Origin of the sequence: Mycolicibacterium septicum DSM 44393, from assembly GCF_000455325.1 — a bacterium.
Lineage (GTDB): Bacteria > Actinomycetota > Actinomycetes > Mycobacteriales > Mycobacteriaceae > Mycobacterium > Mycobacterium septicum.
On record NZ_HG322952.1, the window covers coordinates 1,025,067 to 1,050,070 of the forward strand.

The 25,004-nt window shown below is 64.6% G+C and carries 6 protein-coding genes; 3 read left to right on the top strand and 3 right to left on the bottom strand.

Annotation, left to right across the window (positions count from 1 at the left end; translation table 11 throughout):
* Nucleotides 1-27 precede the first annotated feature (27 nt).
* A complete protein-coding gene (locus tag TX88_RS25045; protein ID WP_044520640.1) occupies nucleotides 28-828 on the bottom strand; it encodes an alpha/beta fold hydrolase in 801 nt (266 codons plus the stop codon).
* Between the two features lie 23 nt (nucleotides 829-851).
* Nucleotides 852-2,579 carry an AMP-binding protein gene (locus tag TX88_RS25050; RefSeq protein ID WP_044520641.1) on the bottom strand — a complete coding sequence of 576 codons (1,728 nt, stop codon included), beginning with the start codon at nucleotides 2,577-2,579 and terminating at the stop codon, nucleotides 852-854.
* Nucleotides 2,580-2,989: 410 nt separating this feature from the next.
* On the opposite strand from TX88_RS25050, the gene pks2 reads away from it, so the two are divergent.
* The 3 genes from pks2 (at nucleotide 2,990) to TX88_RS25065 (ending at nucleotide 11,266) form a co-directional block, all read left to right on the top strand.
* Nucleotides 2,990-9,301, top strand: a complete 6,312-nt coding sequence (gene pks2 / locus TX88_RS25055) for a sulfolipid-1 biosynthesis phthioceranic/hydroxyphthioceranic acid synthase (RefSeq protein WP_044520643.1) — start codon at nucleotides 2,990-2,992, stop codon at nucleotides 9,299-9,301.
* Between the two features lie 378 nt (nucleotides 9,302-9,679).
* Complete coding sequence (locus TX88_RS25060) at nucleotides 9,680-10,564, top strand: GAP family protein (protein WP_244438608.1); 885 nt, start codon at nucleotides 9,680-9,682, stop codon at nucleotides 10,562-10,564.
* A gap of 36 nt (nucleotides 10,565-10,600) precedes the next feature.
* The gene (locus TX88_RS25065; protein WP_044520645.1) at nucleotides 10,601-11,266 is read left to right on the top strand and encodes a methyltransferase family protein; all 666 of its coding nucleotides are present in this window, start codon (nucleotides 10,601-10,603) and stop codon (nucleotides 11,264-11,266) included.
* Between the two features lie 54 nt (nucleotides 11,267-11,320).
* Here TX88_RS25065 and TX88_RS25070 read toward each other — a convergent pair whose 3' ends face one another.
* Nucleotides 11,321-24,871: a non-ribosomal peptide synthetase gene (locus tag TX88_RS25070; RefSeq protein WP_049925349.1), complete on the bottom strand. Its 13,551-nt coding sequence runs from the start codon at nucleotides 24,869-24,871 to the stop codon at nucleotides 11,321-11,323.
* Nucleotides 24,872-25,004 lie beyond the last annotated feature (133 nt).

Sequence of the window (25,004 nt, forward strand, 5' to 3'; positions counted from 1 at the left end):
AACGGAATTTAACGCGACTAACGGTTCTCACGGGATTGAATGACCATTGTTTGACTCTGCAAAGAAATTCAAGATTACCGAGTTCACCAAATTCGGCCGTTCCAGGAATCCGAGGTGCCCGGCGTCGGCGATCTCGACGTAGCGCCCGTGCGGCAGTGCATCTGCCACCTCCGCTCCGAGGTGTGGCGGCATCACCAGGTCATCGGCGAATCCGATCACGAGCACCGGTGTGGTGATCGTCCGGTAGGCGGGCCTGCGGTCGTTCTGCGGCGCCACGCCGTACTGAGCGCGAACCCCGGGTGTCAGCTTTGCGGGCCACCTGGTGAAGGTGTCGATCCAGTCCCGAACGGCAGCCTCGTTGTTCAAGGTCTTCGGTGAAAAGTTCTCCAGTAGGCGCAGTTTCGCCTCGTATGTGGGCGGCAGCTCGACGTCGGCCCTGGCAAGGTCGCGTTCGGCGGTTCGGAAGAACTCGCGCGTCAGATCGTGGCGGCCCCGGGTGGCCATCAGCGCCGCCTGACTCACCAACCCGGGCCGGGACAGCATCAGTTCCTGCGCGATATATGAGCCCATCGAGACCGCAACCACCCGGACCGGTGCGACGTCGAGTCGCTCGAGCAACTGCACAGTGTCGGCCACCATCGTTGCCGACGAGAAGCCGTCGGTGTCCGCCGTCGCGCCGACGCCCCTGTTGTCGAACGTGATGACGCGATAGCCCGCGGCGCGAAATGCCGGCACCTGATAGAGATCCCAGGTGCGCCCGACGCCGCCCTGCCCGGCGATGAACAGCACAGGATCACCGTCGCCGCGGTCTTCATAGGCCAGGTTCACGTCCTACGCGCCCGGACAGGTGACTACGCGTCCAGGCGGGCGAACTCGCCCTGCCGGTACTGATCGACGCACGCCGCGCGCCGGACCTTGCCACTCGTCGTGATCGGAATCGAACCAGGTGGCACCAGAACCAGATCCGCGACGCCCAGGCTGTGCGTGTTGAAGATCGCCGAGGTCACTTCGCGCTTGACGTCGGAGAGCTGGTCCTCGGGCGACTCGGCCCGCTTCCTGACTTCGATGATGACGACGAGTTTCTCGGTGTGACCGTCCGGTACCGCGATGGCTGCACACCGGCTCCGGCTGATCTCCTGAATCGTCGCCTCGATGTCGTCGGGAGAGTGGTTGCGCCCGTAGACGATCAGCAGGTCCTTGATGCGACCGATGACGAACAACTCGCCGTCGAACATGAATCCTGAATCCCCCGTGCGCAGCCAGGGTCTCTCAGGCGTCCCGGCCGACGGAGCGACGAGCTTCGCACCGAACGTCGACTCGGACTCCTCCGGCCTGTGCCAGTACCCGCTTGCGACGTTGTCCCCGTGCACCCAGATCTCCCCTACGGTGCCGACCGGACACTCGGTATGCGTCTCGGAATCGACGATGCGGATCGTCGGCGAGACCGGCACGCCGTAGCTGACAAGTGGCATGCCCGCGCCGTTCTGGCAGCGCCGCGCAGTGCCCGCGGTCAGCGATTCCGATTCGAAGCGCACGATCGCCGGCGGTTCACCCGACTCACGCGTTGCCACGTACACCGTGGCCTCGGCGAGGCCGTAAGACGGCCGAATCACCGATGCACCCAGATTCATCCGGGAGAAGCGCTGGGTGAACCGCTCGAGCGTGGCCGGGTGCACTCGTTCGCTGCCGGTGATGATGGCGAGCACATTCGACAGGTCGAGACCGGCCATGTCATCGTCCGACGTCTTGCGCACAGCCAGTTCGAACGCGAAGTTCGGTGCGGCGGTGTAGGTACGGCCGTTCGTCGCCAGCATCTGCATCCACCGCGCGGGCCGTTGCAGGAACGCCACCGGGCTCATCAGCACGGCCGGGATCCCAGCGAGCACCGGCGCGCACACTCCCAGATACAAACCCATGTCGTGATAGAAAGGCAGCCACGACACGATGGTGGAACCTTCCGGGATGACATTGTTGAATTCCGCGAAGTAGCCCGACGTCAACTGTTCGTAGTTGGCCAGCAGGTTCCGGTGCGACATCATCACCCCGGCAGGCCGACGGGTCGACCCGGATGTGTATTGCAAATATGCTGTGTCGGTCACACTTTCGCTCTGCAAACCACTGCCGGCCGAACCGCTGGAATCCAGCGTGTCGACCTCGACGATGGCCGGAGCCGATGCGGAATCCGACCGCACATAGTCGGCCACCACGCCGGCGACCCCCGAGGTGGTGAGGATGACCGTCGGCGCCGCGTCCTGCAGCACCGAGCTGACCCGCTCATCGCTGACGCCCCCGAGCGGAACCGCCAGCGGAACGGCGATGCGCCCCGCCTGCATCGCGCCGAAGAACGCGACGATATAGTCCAGCCCCTGCGGCGCCAGGATAAGCGCCCGGTCACCCGGTGAGCCGAGGCCGCCGAGTTCTCGCGCAACCCCGCACGTGCGCCGATACAGCTGCGAGTACGTCAGGCTCTGTGCCGCGCCGTCCCAATTATTTTCATAGTCAATAAACGTCGCCGCCGTGTCTTCGCCCTGCAGGCCAGCACGCTCCCGCAGCAACGTCAAAATGGATGCCTCGCCCACGCAGGTCAGGGTATCGCGGTAATCATGACCGCATATCCGGAACTATCAGCAAATTCTAATTCAATGACTATGTGAATCACATCGGCGTCATTAACGCCCACCTCGCCACCACGAGCGAACACTGGCGCACCGGCTTCGACAGCCTCTGATCTTGACTGTCATGGCCCGTTGCCCAGAAGGCCCGCGAAGTGCTTGCAATCGTTCCTATCTCAAAGGTGGATTGATCAGATTCGGAGACAACATTCCGCAGCGAACATACTGTTATTGATTGTGACCGCCCTTGACGGGCGCTGAGCCACCAATGGCCGCATGACAACCGGCGGCCTATTTGTGTGGCCCGGTGAACGAATACAGGGTATCGAGCCTGACAGCGGCCGAACCGCGGAAAGGCCTGCGGGGAGGAGGGGCAATTGACCGCATCCGAGATCGTGAGTGAAGGGCGTCCCCAGGTGCGCAGCACGCCGGTCACTCCCGTTGCCGTCATCGGCATGTCATGCAGGCTTCCCGGTGGCATCGACTCCCCCGAACTCTTGTGGGAGGCCCTGGTTCGGGGCGATGACTTCGTCACCGAAGTTCCGCCTGATCGTTGGGACGCGGACGAGTACTACGACCCGGAGCCCGGGGTGCCCGGTCGGTCGGTGTCGAAGTGGGGCGCTTTCCTCGACGACGTCGCCGGCTTCGACGCCGAGTTCTTCGGTATCAACGAACGCGAGAGTGCCGCACTCGATCCCCAGCACCGGTTGTTGCTGGAGACCTCCTGGGAGGCCATGGAGCACGCGGGCCTCACGCGGGAAGCCCTGTCGGACTCGCTGACCGGCGTGTTCGTCGGATTGACGCACGCCGACTACCAGATGCTGGCCGCCGACGCTCAGTCCCTGGAATCGGCATACGGCTTCAGCGGCAACAACTTCAGCCTGGCATCCGGACGGATCGCCTACGCGCTCGGGGTCCACGGACCCGCACTCACGGTGGACACGGCGTGTTCGTCCGGCCTGACCGCGATACACCTGGCCTGCCGCAGCCTGCACGAGGGCGAAAGCGATTTCGCGTTGGCCGGCGCCGCCACACTGGCGCTGGACCCGCGCAAATTCGCTTCGGGTTCGGCCGAGGGAATGCTCTCGGCAACCGGACGCTGCCACGCCTTCGATGTTGCGGCCGACGGATTCGTGGCCAGCGAAGGCTGCGTCGTGGTGCTGCTCAAGAGGTTGCCCGACGCCATTCGCGATGGCGACCGGATCCTGGCCGTCATACGCGGCACGGCCGCGAATCAGGACGGTCATACCGTGAACATTGCGACGCCGTCCGATGCCGCACAGACCGCGGTGTACCGAGCGGCGTTGGCCGCTGCCGGGGTCGAACCCGCTACGGTCGGCATGGTCGAGGCACACGGCACCGGCACGCCAGTGGGAGACCCGATCGAATACTCCAGCCTGGCCAAGGTGTACGGCATCGACGGCCCCTGTGCGCTCGCATCCGTGAAGACCAACATGGGGCATGCCCAGGCCGCCTCGGGAGCCATCGGGCTGATGAAAGCGGTCCTCGCACTGCAGCACGGCGTGGTGCCGCAGAACCTGCACTTCACCCGTCTTCCCGACAAGCTCGCCGAAATCCAGACCAATCTCTTTGTGCCCCAGGTGACAACGCCGTGGTGCACCAACGGACATCATCCTCGGCGGGCGGCGGTGTCATCGTATGGGTTGTCAGGGACCAATGTGCACGCCGTCCTGGAGCAGGCTCCGGTCCCGACACCTGAATCCACAGCTGCGGACTCCACAGCCCCGGCTTCGCCGACACCGATGCTGTTCCCACTGTCGTCCACCTCGGCCGACGAGTTGCGTCATACCGCCGGCCGGCTGGCCGAGTGGATAGAAGCACACGAGGATGTCGTCCTGCCGGATCTCTCCTACACCCTGGGCCGCCGACGCGTGCACCGGCCGGTGCGCACCGCCGTCAGCGCGAACAGCCGGCCTGAACTCATCGCCGCGTTGCGCGAGGTCGCCGACGGCGACACTCCCTACCAACCCGCGGTCGGGCGCGACGACCGCGGCCCGGTCTGGGTGTTCTCCGGTCAGGGTTCGCAGTGGGCGGGAATGGGTGCCGAGCTGCTGGCGACCGAACCGGTGTTCGCCGCCATCGTGGCGCAGGCCGAGCCGATCATTGCTGCCGAATCGGGATTCTCCGTGACCGAGGCGATGGCGGCGCCGGAGGTCGTGACCGGTCAGGACCGGTTGCAGCCGACGTTGTTCACCATGCAGGTCGCGATGGCCGCCACCATGAAGGCACACGGGGTGCGTCCCGGAGCCGTCATCGGCCATTCCCTCGGCGAGGCCGCGGCAGCTGTCGTCGCCGGGGCGCTGTCGTTGGAGGACGGGCTGCGGCTCATCTGCCGCCGGTCCCGGCTGATGTCCCGAATCGCGGGCAAGGGCGCCACAGCAGCGGTGGAACTGCCTGCCAAGCAGGTGCTTTCGGAGCTGACCGGCCGCGGCATCAACGATGTCGTGGTGGCGGTGGTGGCTTCGCCACAGTCCACCGTGATCGCCGGTACCACCCAGACGGTGCGCGATCTCGTGTCGGATTGGGAGCAACGTGGGGTGATGGCTCGCGAGGTTCCCGTCGATGTCGCCTTCCACTCACCGCAGGTCGAGCCGATCGTCGACGATCTGGCCGCGGCGCTTGCCGACCTCAAACCCATGACACCGGAGATTCCGTTCTACTCGGCGACCCTGTTCGACCCGCGCGAACAGCCGGTGTGCGATGCCGACTACTGGGTGACCAACATGCGTCGGATGGTGCGGTTCGCCACCGCCGTACAAGCCGCGCTGGAGGACGGCTATCGCGTGTTCGCCGAGCTCTCACCGCATCCGCTGCTCACCCGTGCGCTCGAACAGACCGCAAGCGGCCGCGAGACGCCGATGGCCGCCCTGGCCGCGATGCGCAGACAGCAGGAGATGCCGAATGGGCTGCGCCGGCTCCTCGTCGATCTGCACAGCGCAGGTGCTGCGGTCGATTTCTCGGTTCTGTGCCCGGACGGCCAGCTGGTGGATGCGCCTCTGCCGAACTGGACGCACCGGCGGCTGTGGCTCAGCGGCGGCGGCCAGGAACACCCGACCCACGGCGGCTGCACCATCGCGGTTCACCCGCTGCTGGGCGCCAACGTGCGGCTGCACGAGGAACCGGAACGCTACGTGTGGCAGGCCGACGTCGGCACCGCCGCCCAGCCATGGCTGGGAGATCACCAAATACGCACTGTTGCAGTACTTCCGGGTGCGGCGTACTGCGAGATGGCGCTGGCCGCGGCTCAGTCCGTACTGGGTGAGACTTCCGAAGTCCGTGACATCCGGTTCGAGCAGGCGCTGCTTCTGGACGAACAGACAGTGGTCGGAGCCTCCGCCTCGGTGTCATCACCCGGCGTGGCCGCCTTCACCGTCGAGACCGACGAGGAGGGCCAGCAGGCTCGGCACGCGACCGCGGTCCTGCACGCCGCAGCGGACGAGCAACCGCCCGCGTACGACATGTCGGCGGTCGTCACCGCCCACCCCTGCGACGAAGACGGCGCCGAGGTGCGTAATCGCGTGGGCCAGCATGGCATTCAGTACGGTCCGGCGTTCACCGGTCTGGTCACAGTGCGTACCGGCGAGGCCGAAGCCCGCACGGTCCTCGCCGAGGTTGCCCTCCCCCGCTCGATCCGCTCCCAGCAGGACGCATACGGCGTGCACCCGGCACTCCTGGATGCCTGCTTCCAGTCGGTCGAGGCACATCCCGACGTTCAGGCGCTCGGCGGCGACGTGCTGGGGTTGCCTCTGGGCGTGCGGCGGCTACGCGCCTACCACTCGGCCCGCAACGCGCACTACTGCTACACGCGACTGATCAAGGCCGACACAACCGGTATCGAGGCCGACATCGATGTGCTCGACAAAGACGGCACAGTCCTGCTGACGGTGCAGGGGCTTCGCCTGGGCACCGGCGCCTCCGGCAGCGGACACGACGATCAGGTTCTCAGCGAACGACTGCTGACAGTCGAGTGGCGGCAGCGCGATCTCCCGGAGGTCGAATACGCCGAAGCCGGATCCTGGCTGCTCATCAGCGCCTCGGACGGTCCCGATGCGGCCACCGACACGTTGAGCAGCATCCTGAAAGACCGCGGCGCACAATGCACCACGATGAGTTGGCCCAATCAAGTCGACGACTCACTGACCTGTGCACAGTTCGGAAATCATCTGCGTGCCGGCCGATTCACCGCCGTGGTGATCCTGACGTCGCCGAACAATGGTGATCACACCGACCAGTCACCATTGCTGGGTCGCGAGTACGTACGTCACCTGGTGCACATCACCCGCGAACTACCGGAGGTGAGCGGAGAACTCCCTCGCCTGTACGTCGTGACCCGCAACGCCCAGACGGTGGTGGCCGGCGACGTGGCCAATCTCGATCAGGCGGAGCTACGCGGCCTGATCCGGGTGATCGGCACCGAACATCCGCACCTGACCGCCACCCAGATCGACATCGACGAGGCCACCGGCGTGGAGCAGGTGGCACAGCAACTGCTCAGCGGATCCGACGAAGACGAAACCGCCTGGCGCAATGGCCGGTGGTACACCGCACGGCTGTGCCTCGCCCCGCTGCGTCCCGAGGAGCGGCAGACCACCGTCGCTTATCTCGAGCGCGACCGGATGCGGCTGCAGATCCGTACGCCGGGCGACCTGGAGTCGATGGAACTCGTTTCCTGCGAACATGTTCCCCCGGGGCCGGGTCAGATCGAGGTCGCGGTCAGCTCGTCCAGCATCAACTTCGCCGACGTACTCGTCGCGTTCGGCCGCTACCCCGCGTTCGACGGGCGTTTGCCCCAACTCGGTATCGACTTCGCCGGAGTGGTGACCGCGGTCGGTCCCGACGTCACCGACCACAAGGTCGGCGATCGGGTCGGAGGTTTGTGCGCCGATGGCTGCTGGGGCACGTTCGTCACCTGCGACGCACGCCTGGCAGCCACCTTGCCGGCCGGCCTGACGGACGCCGAGGCAGCCGCGCTGACCATTGCCACCGCCACCGCCTACTACGGGCTGAACGACATGGCCCGGATCAAATCCGGCGACAAGGTGCTGATCCACTCCGCAACCGGCGGGGTCGGCCAGGCGGCGATGGCCATCGCCCGCGCCGCCGGGGCGGAGATCTTCGCCACTGCCGGCAACGAGCAACGTAGACAACTTCTGCGCGACATGGGCGTCGAACACGTCTACGACTCTCGGACTTTGGAGTTCGCCGATCAGATCCGCGAGGACACCGACGGATACGGCGTAGACATCGTGCTAAATTCGGTGACCGGTGCCGCCCAGCGGGCAGGACTCGAATTGCTGGCGTTCGGTGGGCGATTCGTCGAGATCGGTAAGCGCGACATCTACGGCGACACCCGGCTGGGGCTCTTCCCGTTCCGGCGCAACCTGTCGTTCTACGCCGTCGACCTGGCGCTGATGTCCGTCAGCCATCCGGATCGGCTCCGGGAGTTGCTGGAAACGGTGTATCTGCTGACCGCCGAGGGCGATCTGCCGATGCCCGAGGTCACCCACTTCCCACTTGCCGACGCTGCCACCGCGATTCGGATGATCAGCGGCGCGCAGCACACCGGCAAGCTCGTGCTGGACATCCCGCATACCGGCTCGAGTCGGCTGGTGGTCCCGCCATCACAGGTGCGGGTGTTTCGGCCCGACGGTGCGTACATCATCACCGGCGGCCTCGGGGGCCTCGGATTGTTCATGGCCGAGAGGATGGCGGTCAACGGGTGCGGACGTATCGTGCTGTCCTCTCGCTCGCAGCCGAGCGCTCAAGCGTCGGCATTGCTCGAGCGCATCCGCGCGACCGGGGCCGACCTGGTCGTCGAGTGCGGCGACATCGCCGAGTCCGGTACCGCGGAACGGTTGGTGGCCGCGGCGACCGCCGGTGGGCTCGAAGTACGCGGCGTACTGCACGCAGCGGGCGTGATCGAGGACGCCGCACTGACCAACATCACAGATGAGCTGATCGAACGAGACTGGGCACCAAAGGTTTACGGTGCATGGAACCTGCACACCGCCACCGCGGACCAGCCTTTGGACTGGTTCTGCTCATTCTCTTCGGCAGCCGCGCTGGTCGGCTCCCCCGGGCAGGGTGCCTACGCCGCCGCCAACAGTTGGCTGGACGCCTTCAGCCTGTGGCGCCGCTCCCAGGGGCTGCCGGGCACGGCCATCGCGTGGGGAGCCTGGGGGCAGATCGGCCGTGGCACGGCCCTGGCCGAAGGCGCCGGAATCGCCATCGCTCCTGACGAGGGCGCGTACGCGTTCGAAGCACTGCTGCGTCATGACCGCGCCTACACCGGATACGCGCCGATAACGGGTGCGCCGTGGTTGTCCGTGTTCGCAGAACGCAGCCCCTTCGCCGAGGCATTCCGATCGACCGGCCAAAACGCAACGGGCACCAGCAAGTTGCGCGCCGAACTCGACGAGCTGCCGCCGGACGAGTGGGCCGCCAAGCTGCGGCACGTGATCTCCGATCAGGTGAGCGTGATCCTGCGCCGCAGTGTCGATCCGGACCGCCCCCTCTCCGAGTACGGCATGGACTCGCTGGGAGCGCTCGAACTACGCACCCGCATCGAGAACGAAACAGGCATCCGGATCTCGGCCACCGGAATCACGACCGTGCACGGGTTGGCAGACCTGCTGTGCGAAAAGCTCCTTCCGGCGGGAGCTGCCTGAGATGCGGAGCCGCATGCATTTCGATCAGGTTGTTCACAGCAAATACGCATACGGGCGCGGACACCCAAATTCCTCCCGACCGCGCGAACCGGAGCCCGAGTACCGCGGCGGATCCTTCGTCACCTCCGCCCACCTTGCGACCACAGCTACTGAAGGGACCCAAGCCGATCGACAGTTCTTGACCGTCGCATCGGGGACGCCGAGATCGTCGATATGAAACTGGTTATTTCACAATTGTTCTGAACGTCTGGATTCCGCTGAATCGGAGGAATAGCAGCAGTGTTTCACCGAGTCCGAGGAGGCTGTGCGCGATGGGAGCACGCGGTTCAGGTTCCCGCCACCATGAATCGCGCAGGCAAGTAGATTCGCACGGCCGGAATGGCCAAAGTTACTCAAGATCAGTTTTCGAGAAACCAATCAGCAAATAGCATACAAGGTAGGATTCCGCTCATGTGGGGCTCGTTGGTAGTACTGGCACTTTTGACGACGATCAATCCTGTGCGCCTCGGAATCATCCTGTTGGTGCTCTCGCGGCCGCGGCCCGTGCAAAACCTGCTCGCCTATTGGTCAGGAGCGGTGCTGATCGGGCTCGCCAGCCTCATCATTCCACTGGTCGTGCTCCACTCCACTCCGGCGTCGTCCGCCTTCGCGAAGAAATTCGCGCACCCGACCACAGACCCGCTCACACAGCGCATCACAATCAGCATCGGCATCGCGCTCCTGGCGATCGCCGCATTCCTGGTGGCCCGCAACGTGCTACGGAAACCTGTCCCCGCCGGCGCTCATCGGAAGTCGGCAGGCAACGGCGTCGGTGCCACCTCGACACTCGTGGACGATTCCGGCGCCCCTCCGGCGATCACCAGGCTGTTGTACTCCAACTCCGACGATGCCGACGCCTCACCCGGATCCCGGGGGTTGGTCGGACGCGTCCGCGAGGCGTGGCAGAACGGGTCCCCGTGGATCCCCTTCATCATCGGTGTCATAGTGGTTCCGCCACTCGACGGGATTCTTTTCGCCCTGGCCATCGTCGTCGCCTCGGGTGCCTCGTTCGAGATCCAGTTGGTCGCGCTGATCGCATTCGTCTTCGGCGTGCTTCTTGTGGAAGAGATCATTCTCGTAAGCAATGCCGTGGCACCGGCGAAAACCCAAGCTGCGCTGCGCAAGTTGCACGAATGGGCCACCGCACATCGTCAGACCTTCGCGGCAGCCATCTGTGCGGTGGTCGGGGCCTCCCTGGTACTCCGGGGCATGGGCGGCCTCTGAGATGCGGATCGACAAAGGCGGAGAGCGCGAGGTGCCATGAAATCTCTGATGAAAACACTCGCCAGCGGGACGCTTGGCATTTTGATCGTTGGACTACTGGTGTTCCTGCCGGCGGGTACCTTCGATTACTGGCAAGGGTGGGTATTTCTGGCGGTGATTGTCATCTCGGGATGGGTTGCCGGTGGCTACTTCCTGCGGACGAATCCCGCGGTCCTCGAGCGCCGAATGCCGGCCACTGAGACCCGAAAGCCGCAAAAGGTCCTTGCGACCACCCTGTTGCTGTTGTGGGCAGCGATGATGGTGGTCAGCGCGCTCGACCATCGCTTCGGATGGTCCGCGGTTCCGACATCGATCTCTCTGATCGGCAACGTTCTGGTCGCGGTCGGAGTTGGCGGTCTGACGCTGGTCCTCGCGCAGAACAGCCACGCGGCCGTAACAATCCGCGTCGAGGACGGTCAGGAACTTGTGTCCACCGGCTTGTACAAAATGGTTCGGCATCCCATGTACACCAGCGACATATTTCTCTTGGCGGGGATCCCACTTGCGCTCGGTTCCTATTGGGGGCTTCTCTTCGCCATCCCGTGCCTTTTGGTGCTTGTCTTCCGCATCTACGACGAAGAACGACTACTTCGGGAAGAGCTGGACGGATACCGCGAGTACACACAACAGGTTCGGTACCGCATGCTTCCGCTCATTTGGTGACGGACCAGACGTAGCGTTAACTGCCGGCAACCGGTGAGCGATATGGAAGCCCGGCTAGGATTCCATACCTGTGAAGTGTTGATTCACAGCGATTCCCGTGACGCACGGCGGTGCATCGTCACAAGACGCTACGGTCGTACTTTCCAGTAATGACGTGAGTTTCTGTGCGTATGCGTTCAGCGATTCGGGGATGAACATCTCAAAGTGGGTGCAGTCGACCGGCACTACCGCAATGTCGCCGGAAACATACGGCCGCCAACTGCGCAGCAGCGACCGGGCAGCACTTCGGTTCCGCAGACGCGCCCACCGCGACACGATCCCGGAATCGGCGGCATCACACCTACGTCGCGCAGCCGAGAACATCACCACGTCGCCGTCGAACACATCCGGCTCATGATCGAGCAGCAGCAACTGCCCCGCACTGACACTGCGCGCCATGAACTCCACCAACTGTTTTGCAGGAGGGCTCGAACCCTGTTGCGCAAGGATGTCGGCCATGCGCGAATAGCTCAGCGGTCCCCAATGCAGCGGGACCCGAGCATCATTGGTCTGCAGGATGTAATCCAGGACCCACCCTTCGGCAACCGCTCGAGTGCTTGCGATCTTCCTGGTGATGCTCTTCCAGAATCTGTTCGGATTCAAAAGGCCGTCGAGCAAGACCAGACGCTGAACCTCACATCCGCGTCGCTGAAGCTCCACAGCGAGAGCATGGGCGACCACCCCACCGAATGACCATCCCAGGATCCGATACGGCCCAACCGGATACAGGCCCTGCAGCCGGTCTGCGTAGTCCGCCGCCATAGCCTGAATCGACAGCGCTTCGTGCTCACCATCAGACGGGAGTTGATTGATGCCGATGATCGGGCCATCCACATACCGGCCCAACGCCCGGTACGACCAACTCAGCCCGAAACCGTCATGGACACAACACAGCGGAACCCCGTCGCCCGGTTTGAGCACTTCGACCGGGACCACTTCCTGCGAGCTCTCGGTCCGACCCACCTGCGCAGCCAAACCACGCACGGTCGGCGCATCAAACATCACCCGCACCGCCAACTCGGCACCCAAACTGGCATTCGCTGCTGCGATCACCCGCATCGCAGACAAGGAATCGCCACCCAGATCGAAAAACGAGTCATCGACCCCGACCCGCTCCACACCCAGGACCTCTGCATAGATGCCGGCGAGAATCTCCTCAGTAGGCGTGGCCGGAGCATGATATTGCTGCCCATCCGCGTAGACCGGACGCGGCAGGGCCCGACGATCCAACTTCCCATTCACCGTCAACGGCAACACATCGACCACCACAATCGCCGCCGGCACCATATACACCGGCAACCGCTGCGAAAGCTGCGCACGCACCGCCCCCGGATCCACTGCCCCACTGACAGACTCGGTGACATAGCCCACCAGCCGCTTATCCCCCGGCCGGTCTTCACGAGCGATCACTGCCGCCTGATCGACACCCGCCAGGTCGGAAAGCACAGTTTGGATCTCGCCCAATTCGATGCGATAGCCCCGGATCTTGACCTGCTCATCAGCCCGACCCAGATAATGCAACTGCCCGTCGGGGCCCCAGCGCACCAGATCGCCGGTCCGGTACATACGTCCACCGGATGCACCGAACGGGCACGCCACGAACCGGGAGCCGGTCAGCCCACCCCGGCGCAAGTAGCCACTCGCCACACCGGATCCGGCCACGTACAACTCGCCGACCACTCCAGCAGGGACCGGGCGCAACCATTGATCCAGGACAAAGAACGCCGCGCCCGGCACCGGCACACCAATCGGCACAGCATCCGCCCCGGCCATCAGCGGCGCACTGAACGATGTGTACCACGTTTCCGTCGGGCCGTAACCGTTGAGCATCAACCGATCCGGCGCCCACCGCTCCACCAGCTCGGTCGGGCAGGCTTCCCCAGCCACCACCAACGCCATCGACTCCAGACCGTCCGACGACAGCGCCGCCGCGGCAGACGGCGTCTGATTCAACACACTTACCTGCTCGGTAATCAGCAACGCGTGCAACGCATCCGGCGAACCCGCCACCAGATCAGGCACAACCACCAGCCGCCCACCACTGAGGAGCGCACCAAAAATCTCCCACACCGACACATCAAATGCATACGAATGCCACTGCGACCACACGCCTGAACGCGGCAGCCCGACGTCCAGAGAGCCGAGTAACTGGGTGATGTTGCCATGTGGCACCGCCACCCCCTTCGGTACCCCGGTGGTGCCCGAGGTGTAGATGACGTAGGCGATCTCGTCGCCCGCCAGCGCCGGCAATGCGGTGCTCGGTTGGTCATTTATCCGCAGATCCTGCACATCGATGACGTCTACACCGCAGACACGCAGACGTGCACTCAGAGCACCGGCGCTCAGTGCGGCCACTGGCTTGGCATCGCCGACGACGACCGCGATCCGGGCATCAGGATGGGCGGGATCGATCGGCATGTACGCCGCCCCGGTCTTGAGCACCGCCAGAATCGACACGATCGCCTCAGCCGAACGGTTGAGGAACAGCGTCACGCATTCACCCGGACCGGCACCGTGACCGACCAGCAGATGCGCCAATCGATTCGAGGCCTCATCCAACTCCCGATACGACCACGAACGGCCGTCGAAGGTCATGGCCGCTGCATCCGGGGTGCGAGCCACCTGCCGCGCGAACACCTCGGGAATCGACGCCGTCACGCCCGCGGGCGCGGTCAGTGTCGCACGGTTGCCGACCTCATCGAGACAGGCATGCTCGGCAACGTCCAACACATCGATCGACGACACCCGCCGGGTCGAATCCGCCATCATCGCCACGAGCACCCGCTGCAACCGCGCGATCAGCGCCTCGATGGTGCTCGGGTCGAATACGTCGGTACGGAACTCGACCGACCCGCCGATCCCGGCAGGCTCACCGGCCTCGGTCCAACGATCCTCCAGAGCGAAGGTCAAGTCCATCCGGGCGGTATGGGTTTCTGCCGCCAGCGGGTTGACCCGAACATCGCCCATTGTCGATGCCACAGCGGAATCATCGCTGTTCTTCGACCAGGGCAGGTTCTGCCACGTCAACAGCACCTGCACCAGCGGATGATGGGTCAGGCTCCGACTCGGGTTGATCCGGTCGACCAGTACCTCGAACGGCACATCCTGATGCTCAAACGCCCCCAGGCTACGCTGGCGCACCTGCTCCAACAACGCGGCGACCGTGGGGTCTCCAGAAAGATCGGTACGCAACACCACGGTGTTGACGAAGAACCCCACCAGATCGTCTAGAGCCGGATCATTACGCCCGGCGATCGCAAAGCCGACTGCCACATCGGAACTGGAGCTCAACTTCAACAACATCACCGCCAGGGCTGCCTGCATCACCATGAAGCCGGTGGCGTTGTGCTCGCGGGCCACCCGGGCGATCTGCTGCTGTAATTCCGGTGGCCAATCCACCGCGACGCTTGCCCCTTGGTAGTTGGCCACCGGCGGATACGGCCGATCCGTGGGCAGCTCCAACCGCTCGGGTAATCCGGCCAACTCCTTTTCCCAGTACGCCACCTGTTCGGCGATCACACTGTCGGCATCAGACTCATCTCCCAGCCAATCCCGTTGCCACAACGCATAATCGGCGTACTGCACGGGCAGCGGCGACCATTCCGGGGGGCGTCCGACGCACCGGGCGGTGTAAGCCACCCCCAAGTCAGTCACCAATGGAGCTATCGACCAACCGTCGGCCGCGATATGGTGCACCACCACGACCAGCACATGCTCACCCTCGGCGACACGGTAAAGACGCGCCAGCAGGGGAATCTCAGCAGCTAGATCGAAACAATGCCGCACCGCCTCGCCGACGGCCTCCTCCAGTCGTTCGCCCGGCCAACCACTGGCATCGATGACCTGCCACCCGAAATCAGCGCGCTCCGGCTCCAGGATCACCTGCCGGGGCGCCCCCTCTGACACGGCGAACAGCGTGCGCAGGCTCTCGTGACGGCCCACCACATCCGCCAGCGCCGAACCCATCGCCGCAACATCCAACGGGCCGCTGATCCGATACGCCGTCGGCATGTTGTAGATCGGTGACGGGCCCTGCAACTGCTCCAAGAACCACAACCGTTGTTGGGCGTACGACAACGGCAACACCGGAGGCCGCTGTTGAACCGTCAATGACACACCTGGCCGTTCGTCGGCATGCAGGCAGATCCAGTCGGCCAACCCGGCCACGGTGGATACGTCGAACAACACTCGAATCGGTATCGTGACGCCGAGTTCAGTCCGGATGCGGGCGAGCAGCCGTGTCGCCGACAGCGAATGCCCGCCCAAATCGAAGAAGGAGTCATCAATGCCGACCCGGGTGCCTCCGAGTATGTCGCTGAACAGTGCTGCCAGCGCCCGTTCACGTTGAGTTTGCGGCGCCCGATATGCCACCGCGCTGTGGAACTCCGGCGCCGGCAAAGCGCGCTTGTCCAACTTGCCGTTGACAGTCAGCGGCAACGTATCCAGCACCGTGATCGACGCGGGCACCATGTACTCGGGCAGTCTTTCGGTCAGATAGGCGCGCAGTTCAGTCACGCGTTCGATTGCCGCCGGATCGTTGACGTACCCGGCGACGGAGCCGACCTGGGTGGCCGGCAGGTAGAGATCCGACAGCGCCGTCGGTGCATCAGCGGCGCGCGTGAAGATGATGTCCACCAGACCGACCGTGGGCGACCAGGTCACGGACGTGAGGTATCCCAGTTCGTCCCCCAACTGATGACACTGGTAAGGCAGCACCGCATCCGTCGGGCATGCTTCGCCACGCAATTCATCGACTGGCAGCCCGTCCCTGGCCTGGTCCAGCGCTTGGGCCAGATGCACGTCCGGCAACATGCCGGCGTGCGGCACCCCGGTTACCCGTAACTCCGGCAGCTGCTGGGATCGCAGATGCGCGCCCAACGCGGCCAGGCTTCCGAACCGCTGCCATGACTCCGTAGGCAACTGCGCCACCGAACGCACCGGCACCGGTGCCTTTCGCAGGATCACGTCATAGCGGTAGGTGCTGAGTTCGTTCACCGCGCGCAATTGCTTGAGCTCCATTTGGACCGCACCGATATCAGCGAGCTGCTGCGGCAACTCGGTGAAGAACTCCGGCGCCAGCAGGAGTTCTTGCTCGGCAACCATTTCCCGGCGCACCCGCTCGCGCAGCAACCCTGCCGTGTCCCCACCAGCGGACGGATCGGCGCACACGATCCCGGTGGTGAACGTCCGCAGCAGCGACAGGTTGCGCACATCACCGAGGAACACCGCCCCGCCCGGCGCCAACAGCTTCGTCACCACTGCCAGCACATCCATCAGATAGCCAGCACTAGGGAAGTACTGGATCACCGAGTTGAGCACAACGACATCGAAGTGCCCTTCCGGCAACTCATCTGGAACATCAGCCGGCTGAACCCGAAGCTGAACTCGATCTCGCCACGACTGCCATGCCACGGCCGCCCGCAGCTTCTGAATCGTCGGCGCGGACAAGTCGGTGCCCCAGTACTCCATGCATTCAGGGGCGATCTGCGAAAGCAGAAGCCCTGATCCCACACCGATCTCCAGAACCCGTTGTGGGCGAAGGGCCATGATCCGGTCTACCGTGGCCGACCGCCATTCCTGCATCTGATCCAGCGGAATAGGCTCACCCGTGTAGCTGCTGATCCAGCCTCCGAAATCCTCTCCCAGCTCCACGGGTCCATCGACCTCGGGCACCGGCTCCGAATAGACGCCGCCCCACACACCCCGCCACTGCTCCACGAGCCGTGCCTCGCGGGCGGGCTCTCGGACGAGCATCATCTCGGGATCCAGCACGACGTAGCCACTCAACAGCTTCTCGCTGATGTCGTCTGTCTGCCCCGCGGCCGAGGCGGGTTTCTGAGCAACCACCACCGCCTGCGCTACCCGTGGATGGCCTGCCAGTGCCGCCTGGATCTCACCGAGTTCGATGCGGTAGCCGCGGATCTTGACCTGCTCATCAGCACGTCCTTCGTACAGCAGCTGACCGTCCGTACCCCAGCGCACCAGATCGCCGGTGCGGTACATACGGCTTCCCACGCCGCCGAACGGGCACGCCATGAACCGGGACGCGGTCAAACCTGGTCTCCGCCAATACCCAACTCCCACACCGCGGCCCGCCACATACAGTTCACCGACCACGCCCGTCGGCACCGGCCGGAGCCATCGATCCAGCACGAACAACGCCGTGCCCGGCATCGGATAGCCAATCGGAACGACGACCGACCCGCCCTCACTCGCTACCTGCAACGGCGCACTGATCGCCACCCACATCGTGGTCTCGGTCGGGCCGTATTGATTGATCATCGCCCGGCCGGGGGCCCAACGCTCCACTACTTCAGCCGGACAAGCCTCGCCTCCCACCAGCAAGGCCACCGAACCCAAACCCTCGGGAGACAACGCTCCCACCGCGGACGGCGTCTGGCCCAGCACATCGACTTTCTCGTCGACCAGTAGGGCATGGAAGTCCGTCGGGGACAGTGCCACCGACTCGGGCACCACGACGAGCCGGCCGCCATGAAGGAGGACCATGAAGATCTCCCAGCCCGAGATGTCGAAGCTGTAGGAGTGCCACTGCGTCCAGGCCGTCCCTGGTGCGGTCAGGCTCGGATCCAGCGAATCGAGCAACTGGGTTACGTTGTGGTGCGCGATAGCAACGCCTTTCGGCGTCCCTGTTGTCCCCGATGTGTAGATGATGTAGGCAACGTCGTCGGCGCCGGGCGCGGGCAACTCAGCGCACTCGAAAGACTCGACGGCTGGATCGTCGGCGTCGATGACCAACAACTCATGGCCGTCCAACCGATCAGCCAACGCGGCCGTGGTGACCGCGGCGATCGGAGTGGCGTCCTCGAGCATGAATTCGACCCGCGAGTCGGGATGGACCGGGTCGATCGGCAGATAGGCTGCGCCGGTCTTCAACACCGCCATGATCGACACGATCGCCTCGGCGCAGCGGTTGAAGAGCAGGGCCACACATTCTCCTGGGCCCGCACCGTGGCTGATCAGCAAGCGCGCCAATCGATTCGATGCCTCGTTCAACTCCTGGTAGGACATCGAGCGGCCGTCGAAGCGGACCGCCACCGCGTCGGGGTCGCGTGCGACCTGCTCAGCGAAGATCACCGGGATCGACGCCGGTGTCGCCGCCTCCGACAGCACCTTCCGGTTGCCGATCTCATCCAGTTCGATGCGCTCGGCGGCGTCCAACACATCCAGGGACGACAACAAGCCGCCCGGGGCGGCGACCATCGCCTGCAAAACCCGCTCGAATCGCTGGATCAGCGCCTCGATTGTGGCTGTGTCGTATACATCGGTGCGGAACTCCACAGTCCCGTAGATCCCGTCCGGCTCACCGTCTTCGGTCCAACGTTCCCGCAGGAAGAACGCCAAATCCATCCGGGCGGTGTGGGTCTCGGCGGCCAACGGCGTGGCCCGCAGATCGCCCATGGCCGACTCTGTCGCGGGGGCACCGCCGTTCTGTCCGGCAAAGTTCTGCCAGGCGAACATCACCTGGATCAGCGGGTGATGGGTGAGGCTGCGAGCCGGGTTGAGCCGATCCACCAATACCTCGAACGGCACATCCTGGTGCTCAAAGGCGCTGAGGCTGCGCTGGCGCACCTGCTCCAACAACTCGGCGACGGTCGGATCGCCAGCCAGGTCGACCCGCAACACCAAGGTGTTGACGAAGAACCCGACCAAATCTTCCAGCGCCGGATCATTGCGTCCGGCAATCGGAAACCCCACCGCCACATCGGGACTGGCACTCAGATTCGACAACAGGACCGACAGTCCGGCCTGCATGACCATGAAACTGGTCGCATTGTGCTCGCGAGCCACCCGTGTCACCAGCTGCTGCAGATGTGCCGGCCAGTCCACCGCCACACTGGCGCCACGGTAGTCGGCCACCACCGGATATGGCCGGTCGGTGGGCAACGCCAACCTCTCCGGCATGCCCGCCAATGCGTTCTCCCAGTACGCCACCTGCGAAGATATCCGACTGTCCGCATCGGCCAGATCACCCAGATACTCACGCTGCCACAGCGTGTAATCCACATATTGCACCGGCAGCGGCGCCCAATCCGGCGCCCGTCCCGCACACCGGCTCGCATACGCGACTCCCAGGTCACGCACCAGCGGACCGACCGACGAGCCGTCTCCGGCGATATGGTGCACCACCGCGACGAACACATGGTCGTCCTTCGCAACGCGGAAAAGCCATGCACGCACCGGTATTTCGGTTTCGAGGTCGAAGTTGTAACACACCGCCGCGCCGATGGCCTCCGTCAGCCGGTCAGGTGACCAGCCACCGGCGTCAACGACCTGCCACCCGAAATCGGCTTGGTCGGCGGAGACGACGATCTGCCGGGGCAGACCGTCACGCGCGGCGAACACAGTACGCAGCGATTCGTGGCGGCCGACCACATCGGCCAGCGCCGCGCCCAACGCCTCTACATCCAGGCTTCCGCCGATCCGGAACGCGGTCGGCATGTTGTAGGTCGCAGCCTCGCCCTCGAACTGGCTGAGGAACCACAACCGTTGCTGCGCATACGACAACGGCAACACAGAAGGCCGCTCGACCCTCGCCAATGGCGGCAATCCGGCTGTACCGTCGCCGATACGCCCCGCCAGCTGCGCGACCGTGGACGCGTCGAACAGGGCTCGCACTGCGACTCCGACGTCCAGAGCGCTGTTGATCGCGGCGATCACCTTCATAGCTGAGAGAGAATCCCCACCGAGATCGAAGAATGAGTCATCGGCTCCAACCCGTTCCAACCCGAGCACCTGGGCGTAGATGCCGGCCAGTATCTCCTCGGTGGGGGTGGCGGGGGCCCGGTATCGATCGACGTCCGAGTACTCCGGGGCCGGCAGCGCCCGCCGGTCCAGCTTGCCGTTGACCGTCAACGGCAGCGCATCGATGACCACAATCGCCGCCGGCACCATATAGGCGGGCAGCCGCTCACCCAGCGCGGAGCGAACCCGGACCGGATCCACTACCCCGGCCTCCAACTCGGTGACATAACCGACCAGGCGCTTGTCGCCGGGCCGATCCTCGCGGGCAACCACTACCGCCTGTCCGACCCCGTCGATATCGGCCAGCGCCGATATGATTTCGCCGAGTTCGATGCGGTACCCGCGGATCTTGACCTGCTCATCCGCACGCCCCAGATACCGCAACTGCCCGTCAACACCCCACGACACCAGATCGCCGGTGCGATACATCCGTGTCCCAGGCGCCCCGGCTCCACCGAACGGGCACGCCACAAACCTGGACGCGGACAGCCCCGCCCGGCGCACGTACCCCATCCCGACTCCCCGGCCGGCCACATACAACTCACCGACCACGCCCACAGGCACCGGGCGTAGCCACTGGTCCAAGACGAACAAGGCCGCCCCGGGTACCGGCGCACCGATCGGCACCGTACCCGAACCGGGGACGAGCGGGGCGCTGATCGTGGCGTACACCGTCGCCTCGGTCGGACCGTAGGCGTTGATCATCACCCGGTCCTGCGCCCACCTGTCCACCACGTCAGCCGGGCAGGCCTCACCCGCCACCACCAGCGCCGTCGACTCCAAACCCTCAGCCGACAGCATCCCCACCGCCGACGGGGTCTGACTCAACACCGTTACCCGCTCGCTGACGAGAAGGGCATGCAGATCCTGCGGCGAGTGTGCCACCGACTCGGGGACCACCACCAACCGACCACCATGGAGCAACGCACCGAAGATGTCCCATACCGAGACGTCGAAGACCAAGGAGTGCCATTGCGTCCACACCTGTTGCGACGTCACCAAAGCCGGAGGCATTGTCTCCAGAAGCTGGGTCACGTTGCCGTGGGTGATCGCCACTCCCTTCGGGACACCCGTGGTGCCCGAGGTGTACATGATGTAGGCGATATCGTCCGGTCCCGGCGCCGCCGGCTGGGCGGTGACCGGGTACGTGTCGACACGGGGGTCGTTGACGTCGATGACGACCAGCCCCGCCCCTTCGAGTCGCTGTGCCAGCTCGGCCGTCGTCAGGGCGGTCACCGGCGCGGCGTCGGAGATCATGAACTGCACCCGCGCATCCGGAACCGCCGGTTCGATCGGCAGATAGGCCGCCCCGGTCTTGAGCACCGCCAGGATCGACACCACCGCTTCAGCGCATCGATCGAAGAACAGCACCACACATCGACCCGGACCCGCACCGTGGGAAACCAGGAAGTGCGACAACCGGTTCGAGGCTTCGTCCAGTTCGCGATAGGTCATCGCACGGCCGTCACACGTCAGTGCCAACGCATTTGGCACCCGAGCCACCTGCTCGGCGAACGACGCCGGAATCGACACCGCGGCCACAGGCTCGGTCAACACTGCCCGGTTGCCGAGTAACTCCAGACGGACTTGGTCGGGCGCATCAAGTAGATCCACCGAGGACAACCGCCGGGTCGAGTCAGAGGTCATCGCCACCAGCACCCGCTGCCACCGCTCGATCAGCGTTTCGATACTGGCGGCGTCGTACACGTCGGTGCGGAACTCCACAGATCCGCCGATCCCATCGGGCTGACCTTCTTCGGTGAAACGCTCTGACAGAGAGAACGTCAAATCCATTCTGGCGGTGTGGGTTTCCGCTGTGAGGGGCGTGGCCTGCACGTCACCCAACGCTGCTCCCGTGGCGGACCCACCGGCAAAGTTCTGCCAGGCCAACAACACCTGGACCAGGGGGTGATGGGTCAGGGTGCGCACGGGGTTGAGCCGTTCGACCAGAACCTCGAACGGCACATCCTGATTGTCGTAGGCGGCCAGGCTGCGCTGGCGCACCTGGGCCAACAGGTCAGCGACGGTGAGTTCGCCGCCCGCATCGACCCGAAGCACCAAGGTGTTGACGAAGCAGCCCACCAACGCATCCAGAGCTGGATCACTACGACCGGCGGTCGCGATCCCCATCGCCACATCGGGACTGGCGCTGGTCTTGGCCAACAGCACCGCCAGTGCGGCTTGGACCACCATGAAACTGGTCGCGTTGTGCTCACGCGCCAGCTGAGCGACCCGCTGCTGAAGTTCTGCAGGCCAATCCACCGCCACGCTGGCTCCCCGAAAATCAGCGACGCGCGGATAGGGTCGGTCGGTGGGCAGGTCCAACCGCTCTGGCAGGCCCGCCAACATATTTCGCCAGTACGCGACCTGCCCGCCAATACGACTGTCAGGGTCGGCCAGATCACCCAGATGCTCACGTTGCCACAATGTGTAATCCACGTACTGCACCGGTAACGGCGACCACTTCGGAACTTCGCCAGCTGATCTGCTCGCATAGGCCGCGCCGAGATCTGCCAGCAATGGTGCGACCGACGAACCGTCCCCGGCGATATGGTGCAGCACCCCGACCAGCACATACTCGTCCTGATCCACGCGGAAAAGTGTTGCGCTCAGCGGACTCTCGACCGAGAGATCGAATCTGTGACCGGTCGCCCCCTCGACAGCCTCCCGTAGGCCTTCTGCCGACCAGCCGCCGGCATCTACGACCTGCCATCCGAAAACTACCTGCTCGGCAGGCAGAACCAACTGCTCCGGGACACCACCAACCGCGCGAAACACCGTACGCAACGACTCATGGCGGTCCACCACATCGGCCAACGCCTGACCCAGTGCGTCGACGTCCAAGTGGCCACTGAGCCGCAACGCCACCGCCATGTTGTAGGTCGGCGAGGGGCCTTCCAGCTGATCGAGGAACCACAACCGCTGCTGGGCATACGACAGCGGGATCACCAGCGGCCGCTGGCGAGCCACCAACGGCGCCCGCCCACCGGTACCGGCATTCACACCTCTCGCCAACCCGGCCACCGTCGGTGTCTCGAACACCGAACGAACCGCGAGATCAGCATCAAGACAAGTGTTGATCGCATTGACCAACCGAGTTGCGGACAGAGAATCTCCGCCCAGATCGAAGAAGGAGTCGTCGACGCCGACCCGTTCGAGGCCGAGCACCTGGGCGTAGATCCCGGCGAGGATTTCCTCGGTGGCGGTGCTCGGCGCCCGGTAGCGATCACCGGTGTATTCCGGTGCGGGCAGGGCCCGCTTGTCGAGCTTGCCGTTCACGGTCAACGGCAACGCATCCAGTACCACCACAGCCGCGGGCACCATGTACGAGGGCAGCCGCTCAGCCAGCATGGTACGTACTTCGACAGGATCGGCGGTACCGGTGATGTAGCCGACGAGGCGCCTATCCCCGGGATGGTCCTCCCGAGCGATCACCACCGCCTGCTGCACACCATCGAGGTCGGCCAAAGCTGTTTGGACTTCACCTAATTCGATGCGGTAGCCGCGGATCTTGACCTGCTCATCGGCCCGCCCGGCATACTGCAGCTGGCCGTCTGGACCCCACGACACCAGGTCCCCGGTTCGATACATCCGAGCACCCGGCGTCCCGAAGGGGCACGGCACAAATCGCGACCCGGTCAAACCGGCGCGGCGCAGGTACCCGGCGCTTACCCCGCGGCCGGCGACATACAACTCGCCCACCACACCGGGCGGGACCGGACGCAGCCATCTATCCAGGACGAACAATGCCGCTCCCGGTACCGGCACGCCGATCGGGACGGCACCCGAACCAGCCTGCAAGGGCCGGCTGATCGTGGCATACACCGTGGTCTCGGTCGGCCCGTAACCGTTGATCATCACCCGACCCGGCGCCCACCGAGCAACCACATCCGGCGAGCACGCCTCAGCAGCCACCATCAACGCCGACACAGATACAAGAACTTCTGGGTCCAACACTCCTACCGCAGAAGGAGTCTGACTCAACACCGTCACCCGCTCCTCAACGAGCAAGCTCTGAAAGTCATCTGGTGAACGCGTCACCGACTCGGAAACCACCACCAGACGGCCGCCGTGCAGCAGGGCGCCCCAGATCTCCCACACCGAATAGTCGAACGCCAACGACGAACACTGGGCCCACACCTGCTGCGGACCCATCTCGATACCCACGTCCATACCATCGAAGAGACGGGTCACGTTCTGATGAGTGACTGCAACACCTTTCGGAACACCAGTCGTCCCCGAGGTGTAGATGATGTGCGCGATATCGTCCGGCGCAGGAAGTGCCAGCGCAGCACTCGATTGAGCATCAACGCGCGCATCGTCGACCTCGACCACCGGAATACCGAGTCCATCAAGCCGCGAAGCCAATGCACCCGTGGTCAGCACCGCCGCAGGTCCGGCATCAGCGATCATGAACTCCACACGCGCATCCGGCACCATCGGATCGATCGGCAGATACGCCGCCCCCGACTTCAGCACACCCAAGATCGCGACAACCGCGTCAGCCGAGCGGCCCGTCAACAGGCCCACCGACCTGCCAGGGCCCGCGCCCTCGCTGATCAACAAACGCGCCAACCGATTCGACGCCTCATCCAACTCCCGATAAGACATCGACCGACCATCAAAACGAACAGCCACCGCATCCGGAGCCCGAACTACCTGCACCGCAAACAGCTCCGGAATCGAGGACTCCACCACCGAAGCCGACAACACCGCACGGTTGCCCCAATCAGGCAACTCAGACTGTTCGTCCTCGTCCCATAAATCCATCGACGACAGCCGCCGGCTCAGGTCGGCCGTCACGATGACGCCTCTGCCTCAGCCATCATCGCCACGAACGCCCGCCGCGACCGATCGATCGACCGTACGACACTGACGACGTCACAGATACCGGGTTGAAACTCCACAGTCCCTCCGATCCCGGCAGCATCACCGG